The 16,683-nt window shown below is 63.7% G+C and carries 15 protein-coding genes; all 15 read left to right on the top strand.

Annotation, left to right across the window (positions count from 1 at the left end; genetic code table 11):
• Positions 1-249 precede the first annotated feature (249 nt).
• The 15 genes from NYE40_RS16615 to NYE40_RS16545 all read left to right on the top strand — a co-directional run bounded on the left by NYE40_RS16615 (position 250) and on the right by NYE40_RS16545 (position 16,675).
• Positions 250-669 carry an Rrf2 family transcriptional regulator gene (locus tag NYE40_RS16615; RefSeq protein WP_028597547.1) on the top strand — a complete coding sequence of 140 codons (420 nt, stop codon included), beginning with the start codon at positions 250-252 and terminating at the stop codon, positions 667-669.
• A gap of 29 nt (positions 670-698) precedes the next feature.
• Complete coding sequence (locus NYE40_RS16610; protein ID WP_028597548.1) at positions 699-1,850, top strand: cysteine desulfurase family protein; 1,152 nt, start codon at positions 699-701, stop codon at positions 1,848-1,850.
• Between the two features lie 12 nt (positions 1,851-1,862).
• Positions 1,863-2,414, top strand: coding sequence for a PRC-barrel domain-containing protein (locus tag NYE40_RS16605; protein WP_228551615.1), 552 nt, complete (start codon positions 1,863-1,865; stop codon positions 2,412-2,414).
• Positions 2,415-2,439: 25 nt separating this feature from the next.
• Entirely contained in the window at positions 2,440-2,640 is a 201-nt protein-coding gene (locus tag NYE40_RS16600; protein ID WP_028597550.1) for a hypothetical protein, read from the top strand.
• A gap of 217 nt (positions 2,641-2,857) precedes the next feature.
• Positions 2,858-3,928 carry an AI-2E family transporter gene (locus NYE40_RS16595; RefSeq protein ID WP_028597551.1) on the top strand — a complete coding sequence of 357 codons (1,071 nt, stop codon included), beginning with the start codon at positions 2,858-2,860 and terminating at the stop codon, positions 3,926-3,928.
• A 479-nt stretch (positions 3,929-4,407) separates the two neighbouring features.
• Positions 4,408-7,044, top strand: coding sequence for an alanine--tRNA ligase (gene alaS, locus NYE40_RS16590; RefSeq protein ID WP_028597552.1), 2,637 nt, complete (start codon positions 4,408-4,410; stop codon positions 7,042-7,044).
• 61 nt (positions 7,045-7,105) lie between these two features.
• Positions 7,106-7,366, top strand: coding sequence for an IreB family regulatory phosphoprotein (locus tag NYE40_RS16585; RefSeq protein WP_028597553.1), 261 nt, complete (start codon positions 7,106-7,108; stop codon positions 7,364-7,366).
• Positions 7,367-7,403: 37 nt separating this feature from the next.
• Positions 7,404-7,808 (top strand): Holliday junction resolvase RuvX, encoded by a 405-nt coding sequence (gene ruvX, locus NYE40_RS16580; RefSeq protein WP_043110901.1) that lies wholly within the window; start codon positions 7,404-7,406, stop codon positions 7,806-7,808.
• A 9-nt stretch (positions 7,809-7,817) separates the two neighbouring features.
• A complete protein-coding gene (locus NYE40_RS16575; protein ID WP_028597555.1) occupies positions 7,818-8,126 on the top strand; it encodes a DUF1292 domain-containing protein in 309 nt (102 codons plus the stop codon).
• Positions 8,126-8,428 carry a DUF1292 domain-containing protein gene (locus tag NYE40_RS16570; protein ID WP_339278701.1) on the top strand — a complete coding sequence of 101 codons (303 nt, stop codon included), beginning with the start codon at positions 8,126-8,128 and terminating at the stop codon, positions 8,426-8,428. Before NYE40_RS16575 ends, NYE40_RS16570 begins: the two co-directional genes overlap by 1 nt.
• A 185-nt stretch (positions 8,429-8,613) precedes the next feature.
• A complete protein-coding gene (mltG, locus tag NYE40_RS16565) occupies positions 8,614-9,633 on the top strand; it encodes an endolytic transglycosylase MltG (protein WP_028597557.1) in 1,020 nt (339 codons plus the stop codon).
• A gap of 25 nt (positions 9,634-9,658) precedes the next feature.
• Positions 9,659-10,597, top strand: coding sequence for a peptidase U32 family protein (locus NYE40_RS16560; protein ID WP_101808234.1), 939 nt, complete (start codon positions 9,659-9,661; stop codon positions 10,595-10,597).
• Between the two features lie 28 nt (positions 10,598-10,625).
• Complete coding sequence (locus tag NYE40_RS16555) at positions 10,626-11,879, top strand: U32 family peptidase (protein ID WP_339278700.1); 1,254 nt, start codon at positions 10,626-10,628, stop codon at positions 11,877-11,879.
• Positions 11,880-12,142: 263 nt separating this feature from the next.
• A complete protein-coding gene (locus NYE40_RS16550; RefSeq protein ID WP_339278699.1) occupies positions 12,143-14,305 on the top strand; it encodes a methyl-accepting chemotaxis protein in 2,163 nt (720 codons plus the stop codon).
• A gap of 228 nt (positions 14,306-14,533) precedes the next feature.
• Entirely contained in the window at positions 14,534-16,675 is a 2,142-nt protein-coding gene (locus NYE40_RS16545) for a methyl-accepting chemotaxis protein (RefSeq protein ID WP_028597561.1), read from the top strand.
• Positions 16,676-16,683 lie beyond the last annotated feature (8 nt).

The raw sequence follows: 16,683 nt of genomic DNA, 5'->3' as shown, positions 1-16,683 counted from the left end.
CCACCACCTTGACAATCTGGAGCCTTCCCTGCTATTCTGACAACTTGTGTCCGTCCCTGCCGCTGACGGCCGGGCGGGAAGAGTTCTCCCATTGTAGCACAACGGAGCCTAGAGTTTCATCCGATGATGAATTTCTGGCGGCCGAACGCCGAATTTAGCGGACGTACAGCCCTGAACTGTGCTAACATATCAGTATTATGGGAATACCTTGATTTAGTTTGTCGACCAATCAGGGAAAGAGGTGCAGCCATGAAAATTTCTACGAAGGGCCGGTACGGCCTTACCATTATGATGGAGCTTTCCGCCAAGTTCGGAGAAGGTCCGATCTCGCTCAAGAGCATCGCCGAGAAGAATCAGCTGTCGGAGCACTACCTCGAGCAGCTGATCGCTCCTCTGCGCAACGCCGGCCTCGTCAAAAGCATCCGCGGAGCCTACGGCGGCTACATCCTGTCCAAGGACCCGGACACGATTACGGCCGGCGACGTGATCCGCATCCTCGAAGGGCCGATCTCGCCGGTCGACTTCACCGAGGAGGACGATCCGGCCAAGCGCAACCTGTGGCTGCGCATCCGCGACAGCATCGCCGAGGTGCTCGACTCCACGACGCTGCTCGACCTCATCCAATATACGGACAAGAGCGAAGCCGACAGCTATATGTTCTATATTTGATTCCGATTCGAGAAAGGTCTTGAAACGCGATGGAACGGATCTATTACGACCATGCCGCCACGACCCCGCTGCATCCCGAAGCCGCGCGGGCGATGCTCGAGGTGCTGCAGGGGCCTCCGGCGAACGCCTCGAGCCTGCACAGCTTCGGGCGCGACGCCCGCAAGCGGGTGAGCGCGGCGCGGGACGCGATCGCCGCCACGATCGGCTGCCGTCCGGATGAGCTCGTCTTCACCTCCGGCGGGACGGAGGCGGACAACTACGCGCTGCGAGGCGTGCTGGAGGCGCAGGCCGCGAGCGGCAAGCGCCATCTCGTCACGAGCGCGGCCGAGCATCATGCCGTGCTCAAGGAATGCGAGCGGCTGCAGCGCGGCGGCTGGCGCGTCACCGTGCTGCCCGTCGACGGCGACGGTCTCGTCTCGCCCGATCAGCTGCGCGACAGCCTGAGCGACGATACCGGGCTCGTGAGCATCATGTACGCCAACAACGAGACCGGCGTCCTCCAGCCGATCGCGGAGCTGGCGGCGGCGGCGCAGGAGCGCGGGGTGCCGTTCCATACCGATGCGGCCCAGGCGTACGGCAAGCTGCCGATCGACGTCGCCGAGCTGCCGATCTCGCTGATGACGCTCTCGAGCCACAAGATCAACGGCCCCCAAGGAGTCGGCGCGCTGTTCGTGCGCCAAGGCACGCCGCTTGCGCCGCTGCTCGTCGGCGGCTCGCAGGAGCGCAAGCGGCGGGGCGGCACCGAGAACGTCGCCGCCCTCGCCGGCTTCGCCCGCGCGGCCGAGCTCGCCGCGCGCGAGCGGGAGCGCCGCGCGGCCGCGATGGAGCAGCTGCGCGAGCTGTGGCTGCGCAGGATGGCGGAGGTTACGGACGGAGCGGCCGTCCTGCTCGGCCATCCCGAGCGGCGGCTGCCGGGCATCGTCAACCTGGCGATTCCCGGCTTCGACCGGGAGTCGCTGCTGATGAATCTCGACCTGGCCGGCATCGCCGCCTCCGGCGGCTCCGCCTGCACGGCGGGCGCGCTGGAGCCTTCGCATGTGCTGCAGGCGATGGGCGTGCCGGAGGAGCTTTCCGGCTCGGCGGTAAGATTCAGCTTCGGATTGGGCAATACTACAGAAGAAATGGAGCTTGCGGCCGAGCGCGTTGAAACTTTTCTCGGCCGTAATCGTAAATCTTCTTAGGAGGCGCTTTGCGTGCCGAATGCCGCCGACCGCATGCTGAAGCTGCAGGAAGTCATCGGGCAGCCCGCCTTTTTCGCCGCTTCCGGCGCCCGCGCCGGCAAAATCCGCGACGCCTGGTTCGACGAGCACTGGACGCTGCAGGGCTTCGTGCTCGACGGCTGGTGCTGGCGGCCGGGCCATGCCCGAACCGTGCTGTGGGACGACGTGCTCGTCTGCGGCGCCGACTGCGTGTTCCTCCGCTCGGCCGAGTCGATCGGGGTGAGGCGCCTGAAGTCGCTGCCGCGCTCGTTCCTCGGCGGCTGCGTGCGGCTCAAGGAGCTTCCCGTCGTCACGGCGGAGGGAGATCAGCTCGGCCGGATAAGCGATGTTTATTTTGACCCGAATCAGGGTACACAGGTAGTAGGCTTTGAACTGACGGACGGATTTGTCTCAGACCTTAAGGACGGTCGGAGATGGCTGAGAGCGCCCCGGGATCCGGATGTCTTCTTGTTAGGGGAAGATGCGATTGTCGTCCCGCCGCTGGACGAGAGTGCCCTGGAGCGTGTCGCAGCTTCCGATCCGTAATGTAGGGAGAAATGAATCGATGAGCATGAGATGTCCCAACTGCAATTCCCGAGATATCGGCAAGATCGGCTCGCATCAGTTTTACTGCTGGGGCTGCTATATCGAGCTGACGGTCAACGGCGATAAAATGTCGGTCTATCAGGTCGAGGAGGACGGAACGCTCAGCTCGCTGGACGATCTGTTCTTCGAGGACGACATCGCCTCGTCCGAGATCCACGCGAACTGAAGCAGGCCGACCGAGATATCGGGAGCTGCGCCCCTGACGGATTTCCGTCAGGGGTTTTTCCTGTCCGTCGAAGCGCGAAGCGCGGCAGCGGACAGGCAAGGTATGGGAGCGGCGGAAGCCGCATATACTTTAACGGACCTGCCGGGCAGACAGGCTCTCCAGCAAGCTTGGACGGTCCCGGCTTTCGGACAGCGGATGCGAGAGGGGAGGGGCTGGGATGGAAAAATGGACGCAGAACCGGATGCTGCTCGGGCTCGTCTACGCGATCCTCGGCCTGCTCGCCCTGTTCCTGCTGCTGCTGCTCAAGCCGCTGCTGCTGACGGTATACCGCTTCGCGAGCGCCGTGCTGACCCCGTTCCTGATCGCGATGGTCATCGCCTACGTGCTTCACCCGATCGTCAGCCTGCTCAGCGCCAGGCGGGTGCCGCGCTCGCTTGCCGTCCTGCTCATCTACGCCGTGTTCTGCTCGGCGCTCGCCGTCATCCTCATGAACCTGATCCCGATGGTGACCGAGCAGGTGCAGGAGCTCGGGGAGCATGCGCCGGAGCTGACGATGCGGGCGCAGAGCCTCGTGCGGGACTTCAACCATACGTCGTTCCTGCCGGAGAGCTTCCGCGAGGCGATGATCCGCGCGCTCGCCGGGCTGGAGAAGCGGCTCGCGGAATCGACGACCGACTTCATCAACAACATCGGCTCCATGCTCGGCGCCGTGTTCTTGTTCTTCATCATTCCGTTCCTCGTGTTCTATATCCTCAAGGACTTCGAGGTGATGGAGCGCGCGGTCATCGCCTGCGTGCCCAAGTCGCATCGCAAGCCGGTCGTCCGCATGCTCAAGGACATCGACGAGGCGCTCGGCAGCTACATCCGCGGGCAGTTCCTCGTCTGCGTCATCATCGGCCTGCTCGCTTACGCCGGCTATGCCATCATCGGGCTGCCCTACGCGCTGCTGCTCGCCTCGATCGTCGCGGTGACCAACGTCATTCCGTATCTCGGACCGTTCATCGGAGCGGCGCCCGCGCTGCTCGTCGCCTCGACGGTTTCGTTTAAAATGATGCTGCTTGTCGCCGTCGTCAATACGGCGTGCCAGATCCTGGAGGGGAACGTCATCTCGCCTCAGGTCGTCGGGCGCACGCTGCATATCCATCCGCTCATGATCATCTTCGCGCTGCTCGTCGGCGGCCAGCTGGCCGGCATTCCCGGCATGATCCTCGCCGTGCCCGTGTTCGCGGCGCTCAAGGTGATCCTGCAGCATGTGTTCGCGTATTACGTGCGGCGGCGGACCGTGTAAAGCGTTTTTGCAACCTCGCCAAGGCTCCTATAGCCGGCAGAGCAATCCAACCGCTTCCAGTCGCGTCCGTCCGCCCATACAAATTGACAATCCTGCCGCTCTATCCTATAATCGGCGGTATATGGCCGAAATACGTCCCGCTGGGGCGAGGCCGCATAGACACAGCGTTGATGGGATGCCAAGTAGGGCGCAGCCCGGCAATCAGAGAACGGATTCCTTTCGGATGGAGCGCCGAGCGCCCGCCGGACGGCTGCGAGAATCCGCCTGCCGAAGAGCGTGCCGAAGCTGATCTCGGAGCGTGGATCAACTCCACCGGCCGCCGGAGCCGTTATCTGCCGGATCGAGGAGATCGCTGCCCGTCCGCACATCGCGGAGCCGGAGCGATAACCAGGGTGGTACCGCGAGTTCAATCGTCCCTGTCGGCAGACAGGGGCGTTTTTTGTTTTTCACATTCCGCGATAGGAAAGGTTGGATTTGTCATGAAAGCAGCAGAAATCCGCGCCAAGTGGCTGAAATTCTTCGAAAGCAAAGGACATAAGGTCGAGCCGAGCGCCTCGCTCGTGCCGCATAACGATCCGTCCCTGCTCTGGATCAACGCCGGCATCGCGCCGCTCAAGCCGTACCTCGACGGCCGCGAGATTCCGGACAATCCGCGCATCACCAACGCGCAGAAGTGCATCCGCACGAACGACATCGAGAACGTCGGCAAGACGCGCCGCCACCAGACGTTTTTCGAGATGCTCGGCAACTTCTCCATCGGCGACTACTTCAAGGACGAGGTCATCGTCTGGGCGTGGGAGTTCCTCACGTCGAAGGACTACATCGGCTTCGATCCGGAGCGCCTGAGCGTGACCGTGCATCCGGACGACGAGGACGCGTACCGGCTCTGGAACGAGACGGTCGGCCTGCCGGCGGAGCGCATCGTCAAGCTGGACGGCAACTTCTGGGAGATCGGCGAAGGCCCTTGCGGCCCGTGCACCGAGATCTTCTACGACCGCGGCGAGCAGTACGGCAACGATCCGTCCGATCCGGAGCTGTATCCGGGCGGCGAGAACGAGCGCTACCTCGAGGTGTGGAACCTCGTCTTCACGCAGTACAACCTCAATAAGGACGGCAGCTACACGCCGCTGCCGAACAAGAACATCGATACCGGCGCCGGCCTCGAGCGCTTCGCCTCGATCCTGCAGGACGTCGACTCCAATTTCGACACCGACCTGTTCCTGCCGATCATCGAGAAAACCTGCGAGATCGCAGGCGTGACGTACAAGGACAGCGTGGAGAAGGACATCGCGCTCAAGGTCATCGCCGACCACGCGCGCACGGTCGTGTTCGCCGCAGGCGACGGCGTGCTGCCCTCCAACGAGGGCCGCGGCTACGTCATCCGCCGCCTGCTGCGCCGCGCCGTCCGCTACGGCAAGACGCTCGGCGTCGACCGTCCGTTCCTGTACCGCCTGACCGAGACGATCGGGGACATCATGGGCGTCTACTACCCGGAAGTCGTCGCGAAACGCGAGTTCATCGAGAAGGCCATCCGCAGCGAGGAGGAGCAGTTCCACCGCACGCTCGAAGGCGGTCTCGGCCTCTTGGAGCAGTTGGCCCGTGCGGCCAAGGCGGAAGGGCGGACGGAGATCGGCGGCGAGGATGCGTTCAAGCTGTACGATACGTTCGGCTTCCCGTTCGACTTGACGGAGGACTACGCCAGCGAGAACGGCCTCGGCGTCGACCGCGGCGGCTTTGACCAGGCGATGGAGGCGCAGCGCAGCCGCGCCCGCGCGGCGCGCCAGGAGACGGGCGGCATGAGCGTGCAGGGCGGCGCCCTGTCGGAGTTCACGGAGCCGAGCGAGTTCATCGGCTACTCCCGCCTCGTCGGCGACGCCGTCGTCACCGGCATCGTCCTGGACGGCGAGCTTGTCGACATCGCCGGCGAAGGCAGCCGCGTGCTCGTGCTGCTCGACCGCACGCCGTTTTATGCCGAGAGCGGCGGCCAGGTCGGCGACAAGGGCCTCCTGCAAGCGCCGGGCCTGAAGCTGCAGGTCGAGGACGTCACCAAGGCGCCGCACGGCCAGCCGGTCCATCATGCGCTCGTCGTCGAAGGCGCGCTGCGCAAGGGCGGCCAGGTGGCGGCCGAGGTATCCTCCTCCTCGCGCGGCGACACGGTCAAAAACCATACCGCGACGCATCTGCTGCACAAGGCGCTCAAGGAAACGCTCGGCGGACATGTCAACCAGGCCGGCTCCCTCGTCGAGCCGGACCGGCTGCGCTTCGACTTCTCCCACATCGGCTCGATCTCGGCCGCGGAGCTGGCGGAAATCGAGCGCCGCGTCAACGAGCAGATCTGGGCCGGCACGCCGGTCGTGATCGAGAGCAAGCCGATCGCCGAGGCGAAGGCGATGGGTGCGATGGCGCTGTTCGGCGAGAAGTACGGCGACGTCGTGCGCGTCGTGCAGGTCGGCGACTACAGCATCGAGCTGTGCGGCGGCTGCCATGTGGAGAACACGTCGCAGATCGGACTGTTCAAAATCGTAGGCGAGACCGGCATCGGCTCGGGCGTACGCCGCATCGAGGCCGTAACCGGCCGCAGCGCCTACGCGTATCTCGAAGGACGGCTCGAGCTGCTGGAGCAGGCGGCGAGCCTGCTGAAGGCTGGCGCGGCCGACGTGCCGCGCCGCCTGGAAGCTCTGCTCGGCCAGGTGAAGGAGCTGCAGCGCGACAACGAATCGCTGCAAGGCAAGCTGTCGCGCATCGAGGCGGGCCAGCTGGAGAGCGGCGTCAAGAATGCGGGCGACGTCTCCGTGCTGGCGGCTCAGGTGAGCGCGCCGACGATGGACGCGCTGCGCGGCATCGCCGACGAGCTGCGGCTCAAGCTGCCGGCGGCGGTCATCGCGCTCGGAGCTCCGGCGGACGGCAAGGTCAACCTTGTCGTATCGGTGCCCCAGGAGCTCGTCAAGAAGGGCTTCCACGCCGGCAAGATCATCAAGGAAGCGGCAGCCGCTTGCGGCGGCGGAGGCGGCGGCCGTCCGGACATGGCCCAGGCGGGCGGCAAGGATCCGTCGAAGCTCGGCGAAGCGCTGCGCCTTGTCGAAGAACTGGTTCTCGCCCAGGCAAATGTGATATAGTGAGGATGTATCTTTAATCGCGCCCTTACGATCCGGGCCAGAGGAAAGCGAGGTGCTGGCGGTGAGCTCCATGGACAAGACAATGAAGTTCGACGTGGTTGCAGACGGTCCTGAGGCTTCCTCCAAGGAGATCCTGCTGACGGTGTATGACGCGCTGGTCGACAAGGACTACAATCCGATCAACCAGATCGTCGGGTATCTGCTATCCGGAGATCCCGCCTACATCCCGAGGCATAACAACGCACGAAGCCTGATCCGCAAGAAGGAACGAGACGAGCTGATCGAGGAGCTGGTCCGCTCGTATCTGGCCGCTCACCGCTGATCAGGCCGCGACAGGAGAATGCAGACTGACTAGACTTATGGGCTTGGACTACGGCGACCGCCGCATCGGCGTTGCCCTCAGCGACCCGATGGGCTGGACCGCCCAAGGGCTCGAGGTGCTGCAGCGCAAGGGCGGCGGCGAGCTGCAGCGAATCGCGCAGCTTGCCGCGGAGCACGAGGTGTCCGAGATCATCGTCGGGCTTCCTAAAAATATGAACGGCACGATCGGTCCGCGTGGCGAAATTTGCATCGCATTTGCCGAGGAATTGAGGCAAGCAGTCCACTTACCTGTACACCTATGGGACGAACGACTGACGACGGTATCCGCGCAGAGGACGCTGCTCGAAGCGGATGTCAGCCGCAACAAACGCAAGCAGGTCGTCGACAAGATCGCGGCCGCGCTGATTTTGCAGAATTATCTCGACTCTAAGATGAAAAGGTGAGGGTAAACGATGGCAAAGGACGACATGCAGTTTGAAGAGCCGGAAATCATCTACATTCCGGACGAGGAAGGCAACGAGGAAGAGTTCGAGGTCATCATGAAGTTCGAAGTCGACGGCTCGGACCAGAAATACATGATGGTCGTTCCGCTCAGCGCGGAGGAAGGCGAGGACGAAGAGGAAGACGAAGTCTACGCGTTCCGCTACGAGGAGGACGGCGACGACCTCAAGCTGTACACGATCGAGGACGAGGAAGAGTGGAGCATGGTCGAGGAGACGTTCAACACGCTTCTCGGCGAGCTGGAGGACGGACAAGGCTGATGAGCGCAGGACTTCCGCAGCGCGTGTCGCTGCTCAAGCAGGCTTTTGGCCGCGAAGTGCTCCTCGTCGACGAGGACGGGGCTGAGATCGCCTTTGTCATCCTTGCCGAATTCGAGCTGGACGGCTCGAATTACGCGGCGCTCCAGTCTCCGGCCGGACGCAAGGAAGGCGAGGTCGAGATGTTCCGGGTCGCCGCGCATGGCGGCGAGCCGCAGCTCGAGACGATCGAGGACGACGAGGAATGGGAGCTTGCCGCCGAGGCTTACGACGTTTTGCTTTTCGAAGAATCGGGCAAGGAATAGCAGGCGGGTTGGGGCGGGCAATTGCCGCCCCTTTTCTACTGCCCGGGCGCGCCGCGAGGGCGGGCTGCGGAATTCAGGTACAGTCGGAAGCGGGGGACAGAAGCCAGATGCGAAGGAACGATCGAGTCGAAGGGGACGCGCAGCAGCCTGCAGGACCTTCGAGAAGCCGGATTACGGTATGGGTATTGCTGACGCTCGTCACGCTGCTGCTGCTTACGGCAGCGGGGCTGGGCGGCTATATATGGAACGGCCTGAGGCCGGCGGAGGCGGGCGAGGCCAGGCAGGTCGCCATCGAGCGGGGCATGTCCCCGAACCGGATCGCCGACCGCCTGGAGCAGGAGGGCATCATTCGCGATGCGTTCATTTTCAAGTACTACCTGAAATTCCGGGAGCAGGGCGGCGCGTTCAAGGCCGGCACCTACGAGCTGTCCCCCGGCATGGAGCATGACGCCATCATCCGCAAGCTGAACGAAGGCGATACGGTCAAGGAGGAGACGATCCGCTTCACGATTCCCGAAGGCTTCACGCTGCTGCAGATCGCGGACAAGCTGGCGGCGGAGGGCTTCATCGACAAGACCCGCTTCCTTGCCCTTGCGGACGAGAAGAGGGACTGGGAGGCGGAGGCGGTCAAGTCGATTCCGGACGACGCCAGGCTGCGCCACCGGCTGGAGGGCTATCTGTTCCCCGAGACGTACGAGCTCAAGAAAGGCAGCACCGAGGAGGACATCCTGCAGCGGATGCTCGCCGAGACCGACCGCAAGCTGGCCGAGCTGGGAGAGATCGACGAGCCGCTGGCAGAACGCGGGCTGACGCTGCATGAGCTCATGACCGTCGCCTCCCTCGTCGAGCGCGAGGTCGTCGTCGACCAGGAGCGCGCGGCCGTGGCCGGCGTCATCTACAATCGGCTCGCCAAGCCGATGCGGCTGCAGATCGACGCCACCGTCCAGTATCTGCTCGACAAGCCCAAGGAGCGGCTGTTCGAGAAGGATCTGGAGGTCGAGAGCCCGTACAACACCTATCGCAGCGACGGGTTGCCGCCGGGGCCGATCAGCAGTCCGAGCCTGAAGTCGATCGAGGCGGCGCTGCAGCCGGAGAAAAACGACTTCTACTACTATGTGACGAAAAAAGACGGCTCGAGCGAGCATCTGTTTGCCGTCACCTATGACCAGCATCTGAAAAACATCCGCGAAAGCGGCAAGCAATAGAAGCAGGAGCAAGGAGGAATCAATGGTGGCGACAAAACCGGAATTGCTGGCGACGGCCGCTTCCCTGGAGGAGCTCCGCCTGCTGGCGGACGCCGGCGCGGACGCCTTCGTCATCGGGGAATCCCGATTCGGAGCCAGGCTGCCGGGAGAATTCGGGCTGGAGCAGATCGGCGAGGCCGTGCGGATCGCTCGCGGCTCGGAGCGCCGTCCGCGCATCTACGCGGCGGTCAACAACCTGATGGACAACCGCACGGTGGGCGAGCTGCCCGCTTATCTGGGCCGGCTCGCGGAGATCGGCGTCGACGCGATCGTTTTCGGCGACCCGTCGGTGCTGATGGCAGCGCGCGAGGCGGCGCCGCAGCTGCGGCTGCACTGGAACGCCGAGATGACGTCGACCAGCTACGCGCAGGCCGACTATTGGGGCAAGCGGGGGGCGTCGCGCATCGTGCTCGCCCGCGAGCTGAACATGGAGCAGATCGTCGAGGTCAAGCAGCGCACGTCGCTGGAGGTCCAGGTTCAGGTTCACGGCATGACCAACATCTACCACTCCAAGCGCTCGCTCGTGGACAGCTACCTCGGCCATCTGGGCAAGGCTCCGGAGCAGGTGGACAGCGCGCTCGGGCAAGGCCTCTTCCTGATGGAAGCCGACCGCCGCGACGAGCGCTATCCGATCTACCAGGACGCGTACGGGACGTACATGATGAGCTCGGACGACATCTGCATGATCGAGAACCTGCATGAGCTGCTGGAGGCCGGCATCGACAGCCTGCGCGTCGAAGGCCTCATGAAGACGCCGGCGTACAACGAGACGGTCGTGCGGGCCTATCGCGCCGCGATCGACGCTTATGCCGCCGATCCGGCCGGCTACCGCTTCGACCCGTCCTGGCTCGCCGCGATCCGCCGCGTGCAGGATCCGTCCCGCGAGCTGAGCTACGGATTTTTCTATAAGGAGCAGGTCTATTGACGGCCGAGCTTCAGGAGGTGAACGAACGATGGGCATGACGATGAACAAGCCCCGCTATCAGGGGAAACGATACCGGCTCGACCGGCCGGAGCTGCTTGCGCCCGCAGGCAATCTGGAAAAGCTGAAATTCGCCGTCCATTACGGCGCGGACGCCGTCTACATCGGCGGACAGAAGTACGGCCTGCGCTCCGGCGCCGACAACTTCAGCTTCGAGGAGATGCGGGAAGGCGTCGAATTCGCCGCCCGTTACGGCGCCAAGGTGTTCGTCGCGACGAACATCTACGCCCACAACGAGGACATCGACGGCCTGGAGGCTTATTTGCGCAAGCTGGAGGAGGTCGGCATCGCGGCGATCATCGCCGCCGATCCGGCGATCGTCGAGACGGCGCAGCGGGTCGCTCCGGGCCTCGAGGTGCATCTGAGCACCCAGCAGTCCGTGCTGAACTGGCGGACGGTGCAGTTCTGGAAGGAGGAAGGGCTGCCGCGCGTCGTGCTGGCGCGCGAGACGAGCCTGGAGGAGATCGCCGAGATCAAGTCCCATGTGGACATCGAGATCGAGGCGTTCATCCACGGCGCGATGTGCTCCTCCTTCTCCGGCCGCTGCGTGCTGTCCAACCACTTCACCGACCGCGACTCCAACCGCGGCGGCTGCTGCCAATCCTGCCGCTGGAAGTACGACCTGTACGTCGACGGCGACACGATCGCCGAGGGCGAGGAGCAGATGTTCACGATGGGCTCCAAGGATCTGTGCATGATCCGCCACATCCCGGAGCTGATCGAGGTCGGCGTGGACAGCTTCAAGATCGAGGGCCGGATGAAGAGCCTGCACTACGTTGCGACGGTCGTCAATGCGTACCGGCAGGCGATCGACGCCTACTTCGCCGACCCGGACGGCTACGAGCTGCGGCCGGAATGGCTCGAAGAGGTCCACAAGGCGGCCAACCGTCCGCTCAACACCGGCTTCTTCTTCGATACGCCGGGCACCGAGGACCACATCTACGAGCCGGAGGAAAAAGCCGCGCCGTACGATTTCGCCGGCGTCGTGCTGGAGTATGACGAGCAGACGGGACTTGCCGTCGTCCAGCAGCGCAACCACTTCAAGCCGGGCCAGGAGATCGAGTTCTTCGGCCCGGGCGGCACGTTTTTCAAGCAGACGGTCGACGAGCTGCGCGACCGCGAAGGCAATCGGCTCGACGCGGCGCGCCATCCGCTGCAGGAGATCGTGCTGCGCGTCGCCGAGCCGGTGCGCCCGATGGACATGATGCGCAAGCGCATCCGCTGATCGCCGAAGCGAGACAGTCCGGACCTTTACACAGGTCCGGGCTTTTTTTTGCGCGATTGAATACGGTTACATGAATTTCGATTGATTTCTTTATTGCCTTATCTCGTTAACGAGTGAAAGAAAATATCGCAATCACTGGATAATGGAATTAAAATCCAAAATAATTCATGAATATAAAGCTGACATAGGCATAAAGGACCATCTCGGACGATCCGATACAAGGGAATACAAGGATACTAGCAAACGGATGGAGTGTGGCTGTCATGCGGAATGGATGGAAGAGCCGATGGGAGCGGGCGAGGAGCAAAATCAAGCCGGACGATGGAAGCGGGCAGATCGGGGAGGCCGAGCGGCATCAGGCCGTCGCGGGCCGTCCCCCGTCCGTTTCCCCGCCCAGGCGGACGCTGTCGATCGGATTGAAGCTGTTCCTGACGGTATTCGCCAGCATCCTCATCTGCGTGCTTGCGATGGGGCAGCTGTCCTACAGCATCTCCAAGTCGATCATCGAGCAGCAGGCGACGGACTCGTCGAGCCGGACCTTGAAGCAGCTGGCCGAGAAGCTGGAGCTCGTCTTCGGCAAGTTCAACGACATCGCCGTGCAGTTCGTCTCGGACACGACGCTGCAGAACATGATCGGCAGCACGCTTTACGCGAGCAGCGAGACGGCGCTCGCGAACGCGCAGCGGGAGCTGAACAACAAGATCCAGAGCATGGTCATCGGAATGTCCGGCGTCGAGAATCTGAACCTCATCCCGCTGCGGGAAAGCCTCGGCAGCAAGGTGCTCGGAACGGGCAGCCTCGACAAAGCCAAGCTGGAGCAGCTGGACTGGTACCAGGCGGCCGTGAAGACCGAGAACAAGTCGATCTGGATTCCGACGCAGACCGCCGGCTTCCAGGACGGCGGCAAGCCGACGATCGGCCTGGCGCGCGCGCTGCGGGAGCCGGGCGGCACGGACGCGGTCTACCTGCTGCTCGTCGAAATTCAGGATTCGGCGCTGCAAGATCAGCTCAAGGGCGCCGAGCTGGGAGAAGGCAGCGGCATCTCGATCGTCGACGAGACGGACCGGGTGCTGCTGGACAGCTCCGGACGGGAAGCGATCGGCAAGCAAGCGCGCGTGAAGGTGGCGGCGGAGGCGGCAGCCCGTCCGAGCGGCTCGCTGGTCAAGGAAGAGGAAGGCGGAAAGGCGCTGGCGATCTACGACCGGCTTCCTTCCAACGGCTGGGTCCTGACCGGCGTCGTTCCGGTCGGCCTGCTCGTGCAGGAAGCGGACGCGATCTACCGGATGACGTTCCTCGTCTCCGCGGCGGCGGCCTTGCTGGCCGCGCTCATCGGGCTGTTCGTCATGCGCCTGGTCGGCCGCCCGCTGCAGCGGCTGCGGAGCTTGATGCAGAGGGGCCGCGAAGGCGATCTGACGGTACGGGCGCAGCCGCGCAGCACCGACGTGATCGGCCAGACGGAGACGAGCTTCAACGATATGATGGCGCAGATTACGGAGCTGGTCCAGCAGGCGCGAAGCGGCTCGGTGCAAGTGCTGAGCACGGCGGGCGAGCTTGGAGGGGCCTCGCGGCGGACGGCCGAGGCGGCGCGAGAGATCGCGACCGCATCGGAGGAGATTGCCGGCGGAGCGACTAGCCTGGCGGCCGACGCCGAGCGCGGAAGCGATCTGACGGCCGACATGAGCCTTGGGATGGAGCAGCTGCGGCGGAGCAACAGCCAGATGGGCGAGACGGCCGCTCTGGTGGAGGCTTCCAGCCGCCGCGGGACCGAATGCATGACGCAGCTCGTCGAGAAGACGGCGCTTACGGAATCGGCGACAAGCTCGCTGGCGGCGCAGGTCGAATCGCTGCAGGAGAGCACCCGCTCCATCCGCCAGATCATGGACGTGCTCGGAGGCGTCGCCAAGCAGACGAACATCCTCTCGCTCAACGCCTCCATCGAGGCGGCCCGCGCGGGAGCGGCCGGCAAAGGCTTCATGGTCGTGGCGGCGGAGATCCGGCAGCTGGCGGAGCAGAGCCGGCAGTCGATCGCGCTGGTCGAGACGATTACCGGACGGATCCAGCAGCAGATGGCCCAGACGGCCGCTTCGATCGGCGAGGCGAAGCCGATGTTCCAGGAACAGATTCAATCGGTCAAAGAGACGAGCCAGATTTTTCTGGAGGTGCAGGGCCGGATGGGCGAGTTCACGGAGTCGCTCGACCGCGTAAGCGAGTCGGTCCGCCTGCTGGACGACGTCCACGCCCAGCTGAGCGAAGCGATGAGCAGCGTAAGCGCCGTCTCGCAGCAGGCATCGGCTACATCCGAGGAGGTGGCCTCGCTTACCCAGGAGCAGCAGGGCGTGAGCCAAGGCCTGGTCGAGCTGTCCGCGCGGCTCGAAGGCGTCTCGCAGTCGCTGCAGGCCGCGCTGGAGCGTTTCCGCACCGAATGATTCGATCCCGCAAGCCCGAGTTGACGAAGCGTCCCGCCGGCCCATGCAGCCGACGGGACGCTTTTTTCGTTCGGCCCGCTCGGAGGAGGCAGAGGCTTCTCGATCGACCGGATCGAGGCTTGTCAAGAGCCGGCAGCCTTGTTTATTTTTAAGATGGATTAAACTTCGTCCACGCAGACTCCGATATGGATAGGGAAAGCTTTCATGAATAGAGGATGGTGTATACAGATGCAGAATCCATTCCAACGCCGTATGCGCAAGTCGGGCGGCGGAACAAGCACGGAGCCTTCCCTGTCGGACAAGCCCACCGGCGCCAAGGCAGATGCGCGGGCCCGGCTCCGCAATCCGCTACATCTTTTAAGCGTGAGGCTGTTCCTGATCGTTTTCGTCAGCATCGTCGCCTGCGTCGCCGTCGTCGGCACGCTCAGCTTCCAGATTTCCAAGGGCGTCATCGAAAAGAAGGTGACCGCCGCTTCCAATGAGACGATCGATCAGATCCGCGGCAAGCTGGATCTGATTCTGGGCAACTACGAGAACTTCTCGATCCAGTTCATTACGGACAAGTCGCTGCAGGACAACATCCGGGAGCTCGGGAGCAGCGCTTCCGACGAATACGCGATTTTCGAGAATCAGCGCGCTTTGTCGACCAAGCTGAGCGCGATGGCGATGTCCAACGCGGAAGTCATGAACGTCAACTATATTCCGCTGCAAGAGAAATACGGAACGAACGTGCTCGGCACGGGCAATCTGAAGTACGAAACGGTCAAGGACGCGCCTTGGCTCAAGCAGGCGGTCGAGCTGGGAGGCAAGTCGATCTGGATCCCGATCCAGGAAAAGGGCTTCCAGGGCAACGACCAGAGGTCGTTCGGCCTGGCCCGGACGATCCGGGATACGTCGGGCAGCTACGCGTACGCGCTGCTGATCGAGCTCAAGGCCTCGCTGCTCGAGCAGCAGCTGCAGAACGTCAAGATCGGAGAAGGCAGCCGCATCCGGATTCTCGATGGCGACAATACGATCCTGATCGACAATATCGAGTCCGGCCTCGCCGGGGAGAAGTCCGTCATCGACTTCGCCGGCAGCGGCGCGTCAGCCGATAGCGGCAGCTTCATCACGGAAAGCAACGTCGGACAGGTGCTGGCCGTCTACCAGACGCTGGAGACGGTCGGCTGGAAGGTGCTCGGCATGATTCCGACGTCGGAGCTGGTGCGCGATGCCAAAGAAATCGAGAGAATGACCTGGCTGATCGCCGCGGCTGCCGCCCTGATCGCGATCCTTGTCGGCGTCTATGTCGTCGCGAGCGTCGGCAGGCCGCTGCAGAAGCTGCGCAATCTGATGGGGGAGGCCAAGGACGGCAATCTCGCCGTCCGCTCCGACATCCGCTCGCAGAACGAGATCGGCCAGCTGTCGGAGAGCTTCAATGACATGATGGGCCAAATAACGGCTCTCGTCGGCCAGACGAGGGACAACGCCCAGCATGTCCTGCATACCGCCTCCGAGGTCGGAGAAGCCTCCCGCAGGACGGCAGGAGCGGCGCGGGAGATCGCGGTCGCGACGGAGGAGATCGCGGGCGGAGCGACCAGCCTCGCGATGGAAGCCGAGCGAGGCAGCGATCTTGCCGGCGGCATGGATCAGAACATGCGCCAAGTGAAGGCGATGAGCGACGAGATGCGGCTGTCGGCCGAGCAGGTCGACCAGGCGAGCCGGCAGGGCACGGAGCATATGGCTGCGATGATCCAGAAGACGGGAGAGACCGAGCAGATGGTCCGCGACATGACCGAAAAAGTCGGCCGCCTCCAGGAAAGCACCAGCTCGATCCGCAAGATTCTGGAAATGCTCGGCGGCGTCGCCAAGCAGACGAACATCCTCTCGCTCAACGCGTCGATCGAAGCCGCCCGGGCCGGCGAGGCCGGCAAAGGCTTCATGGTCGTCGCTGGAGAGATCCGCCAGCTGGCGGAGCAGTCCCGCCAGTCGATCGGCATGGTGGAAAGCATCACGACGACGATCCAGACGGAGATCGAGGAGACCGTCGAGGCGCTCGGCAAGGCGCAGCCGGTATTCCAAGAGCAGATCGGCTCCGTCAAGGAAGCGAACGGCATTTTCCATGAGGTCCAGGCTCGCATGAATTCGCTTGCGTCGACGCTGGAGAACGTGGCCGAATCGATCCGTCTGCTCGATGAGTCGCAGCAGCAGATCGGCTCCGCGATGGGCAGCGTCAGCGCCGTAGCGGAGCAGTCGTCCGCCACCTCCCAGGAGGTCGCATCGCTCAGCAGCGAGCAGCTCGGCGTGAGCGACAGCCTCGTCGGACTCGCCGCCCAGCTCGAGCAGGTCTCGCAGTCGCTCCAGCGATCGCTCGACCGCTTCAAGGCATGACTTCTGAC

The sequence above is a fragment of the Paenibacillus sp. FSL W8-1187 genome (genome assembly GCF_037965485.1).
Taxonomy (GTDB): Bacteria; Bacillota; Bacilli; order Paenibacillales; family Paenibacillaceae; genus Paenibacillus_O; species Paenibacillus_O pasadenensis.
The sequence above is the reverse complement of the archived record's forward strand: the minus strand, read 5'-3'. Positions and strand labels throughout refer to the sequence as shown.

Excerpts from the sequence above, each read along its gene's own strand:
- NYE40_RS16550 (WP_339278699.1), top strand. The coding sequence starts at position 12,143 with ATGCGGAATGGATGGAAGAGCCGATGGGAGCGGGCGAGGAGCAAAATC.
- NYE40_RS16615 (WP_028597547.1), top strand. The coding sequence starts at position 250 with ATGAAAATTTCTACGAAGGGCCGGTACGGCCTTACCATTATGATGGAG.
- alaS (WP_028597552.1), top strand. The coding sequence starts at position 4,408 with ATGAAAGCAGCAGAAATCCGCGCCAAGTGGCTGAAATTCTTCGAAAGC.
- NYE40_RS16595 (WP_028597551.1), top strand. The coding sequence starts at position 2,858 with ATGGAAAAATGGACGCAGAACCGGATGCTGCTCGGGCTCGTCTACGCG.
- NYE40_RS16600 (WP_028597550.1), top strand. The coding sequence starts at position 2,440 with ATGAGATGTCCCAACTGCAATTCCCGAGATATCGGCAAGATCGGCTCG.
- NYE40_RS16570 (WP_339278701.1), top strand. The coding sequence starts at position 8,126 with ATGAGCGCAGGACTTCCGCAGCGCGTGTCGCTGCTCAAGCAGGCTTTT.
- NYE40_RS16555 (WP_339278700.1), top strand. The coding sequence starts at position 10,626 with ATGGGCATGACGATGAACAAGCCCCGCTATCAGGGGAAACGATACCGG.
- NYE40_RS16610 (WP_028597548.1), top strand. The coding sequence starts at position 699 with ATGGAACGGATCTATTACGACCATGCCGCCACGACCCCGCTGCATCCC.
- ruvX (WP_043110901.1), top strand. The coding sequence starts at position 7,404 with ATGGGCTTGGACTACGGCGACCGCCGCATCGGCGTTGCCCTCAGCGAC.
- NYE40_RS16575 (WP_028597555.1), top strand. The coding sequence starts at position 7,818 with ATGGCAAAGGACGACATGCAGTTTGAAGAGCCGGAAATCATCTACATT.
- NYE40_RS16545 (WP_028597561.1), top strand. The coding sequence starts at position 14,534 with ATGCAGAATCCATTCCAACGCCGTATGCGCAAGTCGGGCGGCGGAACA.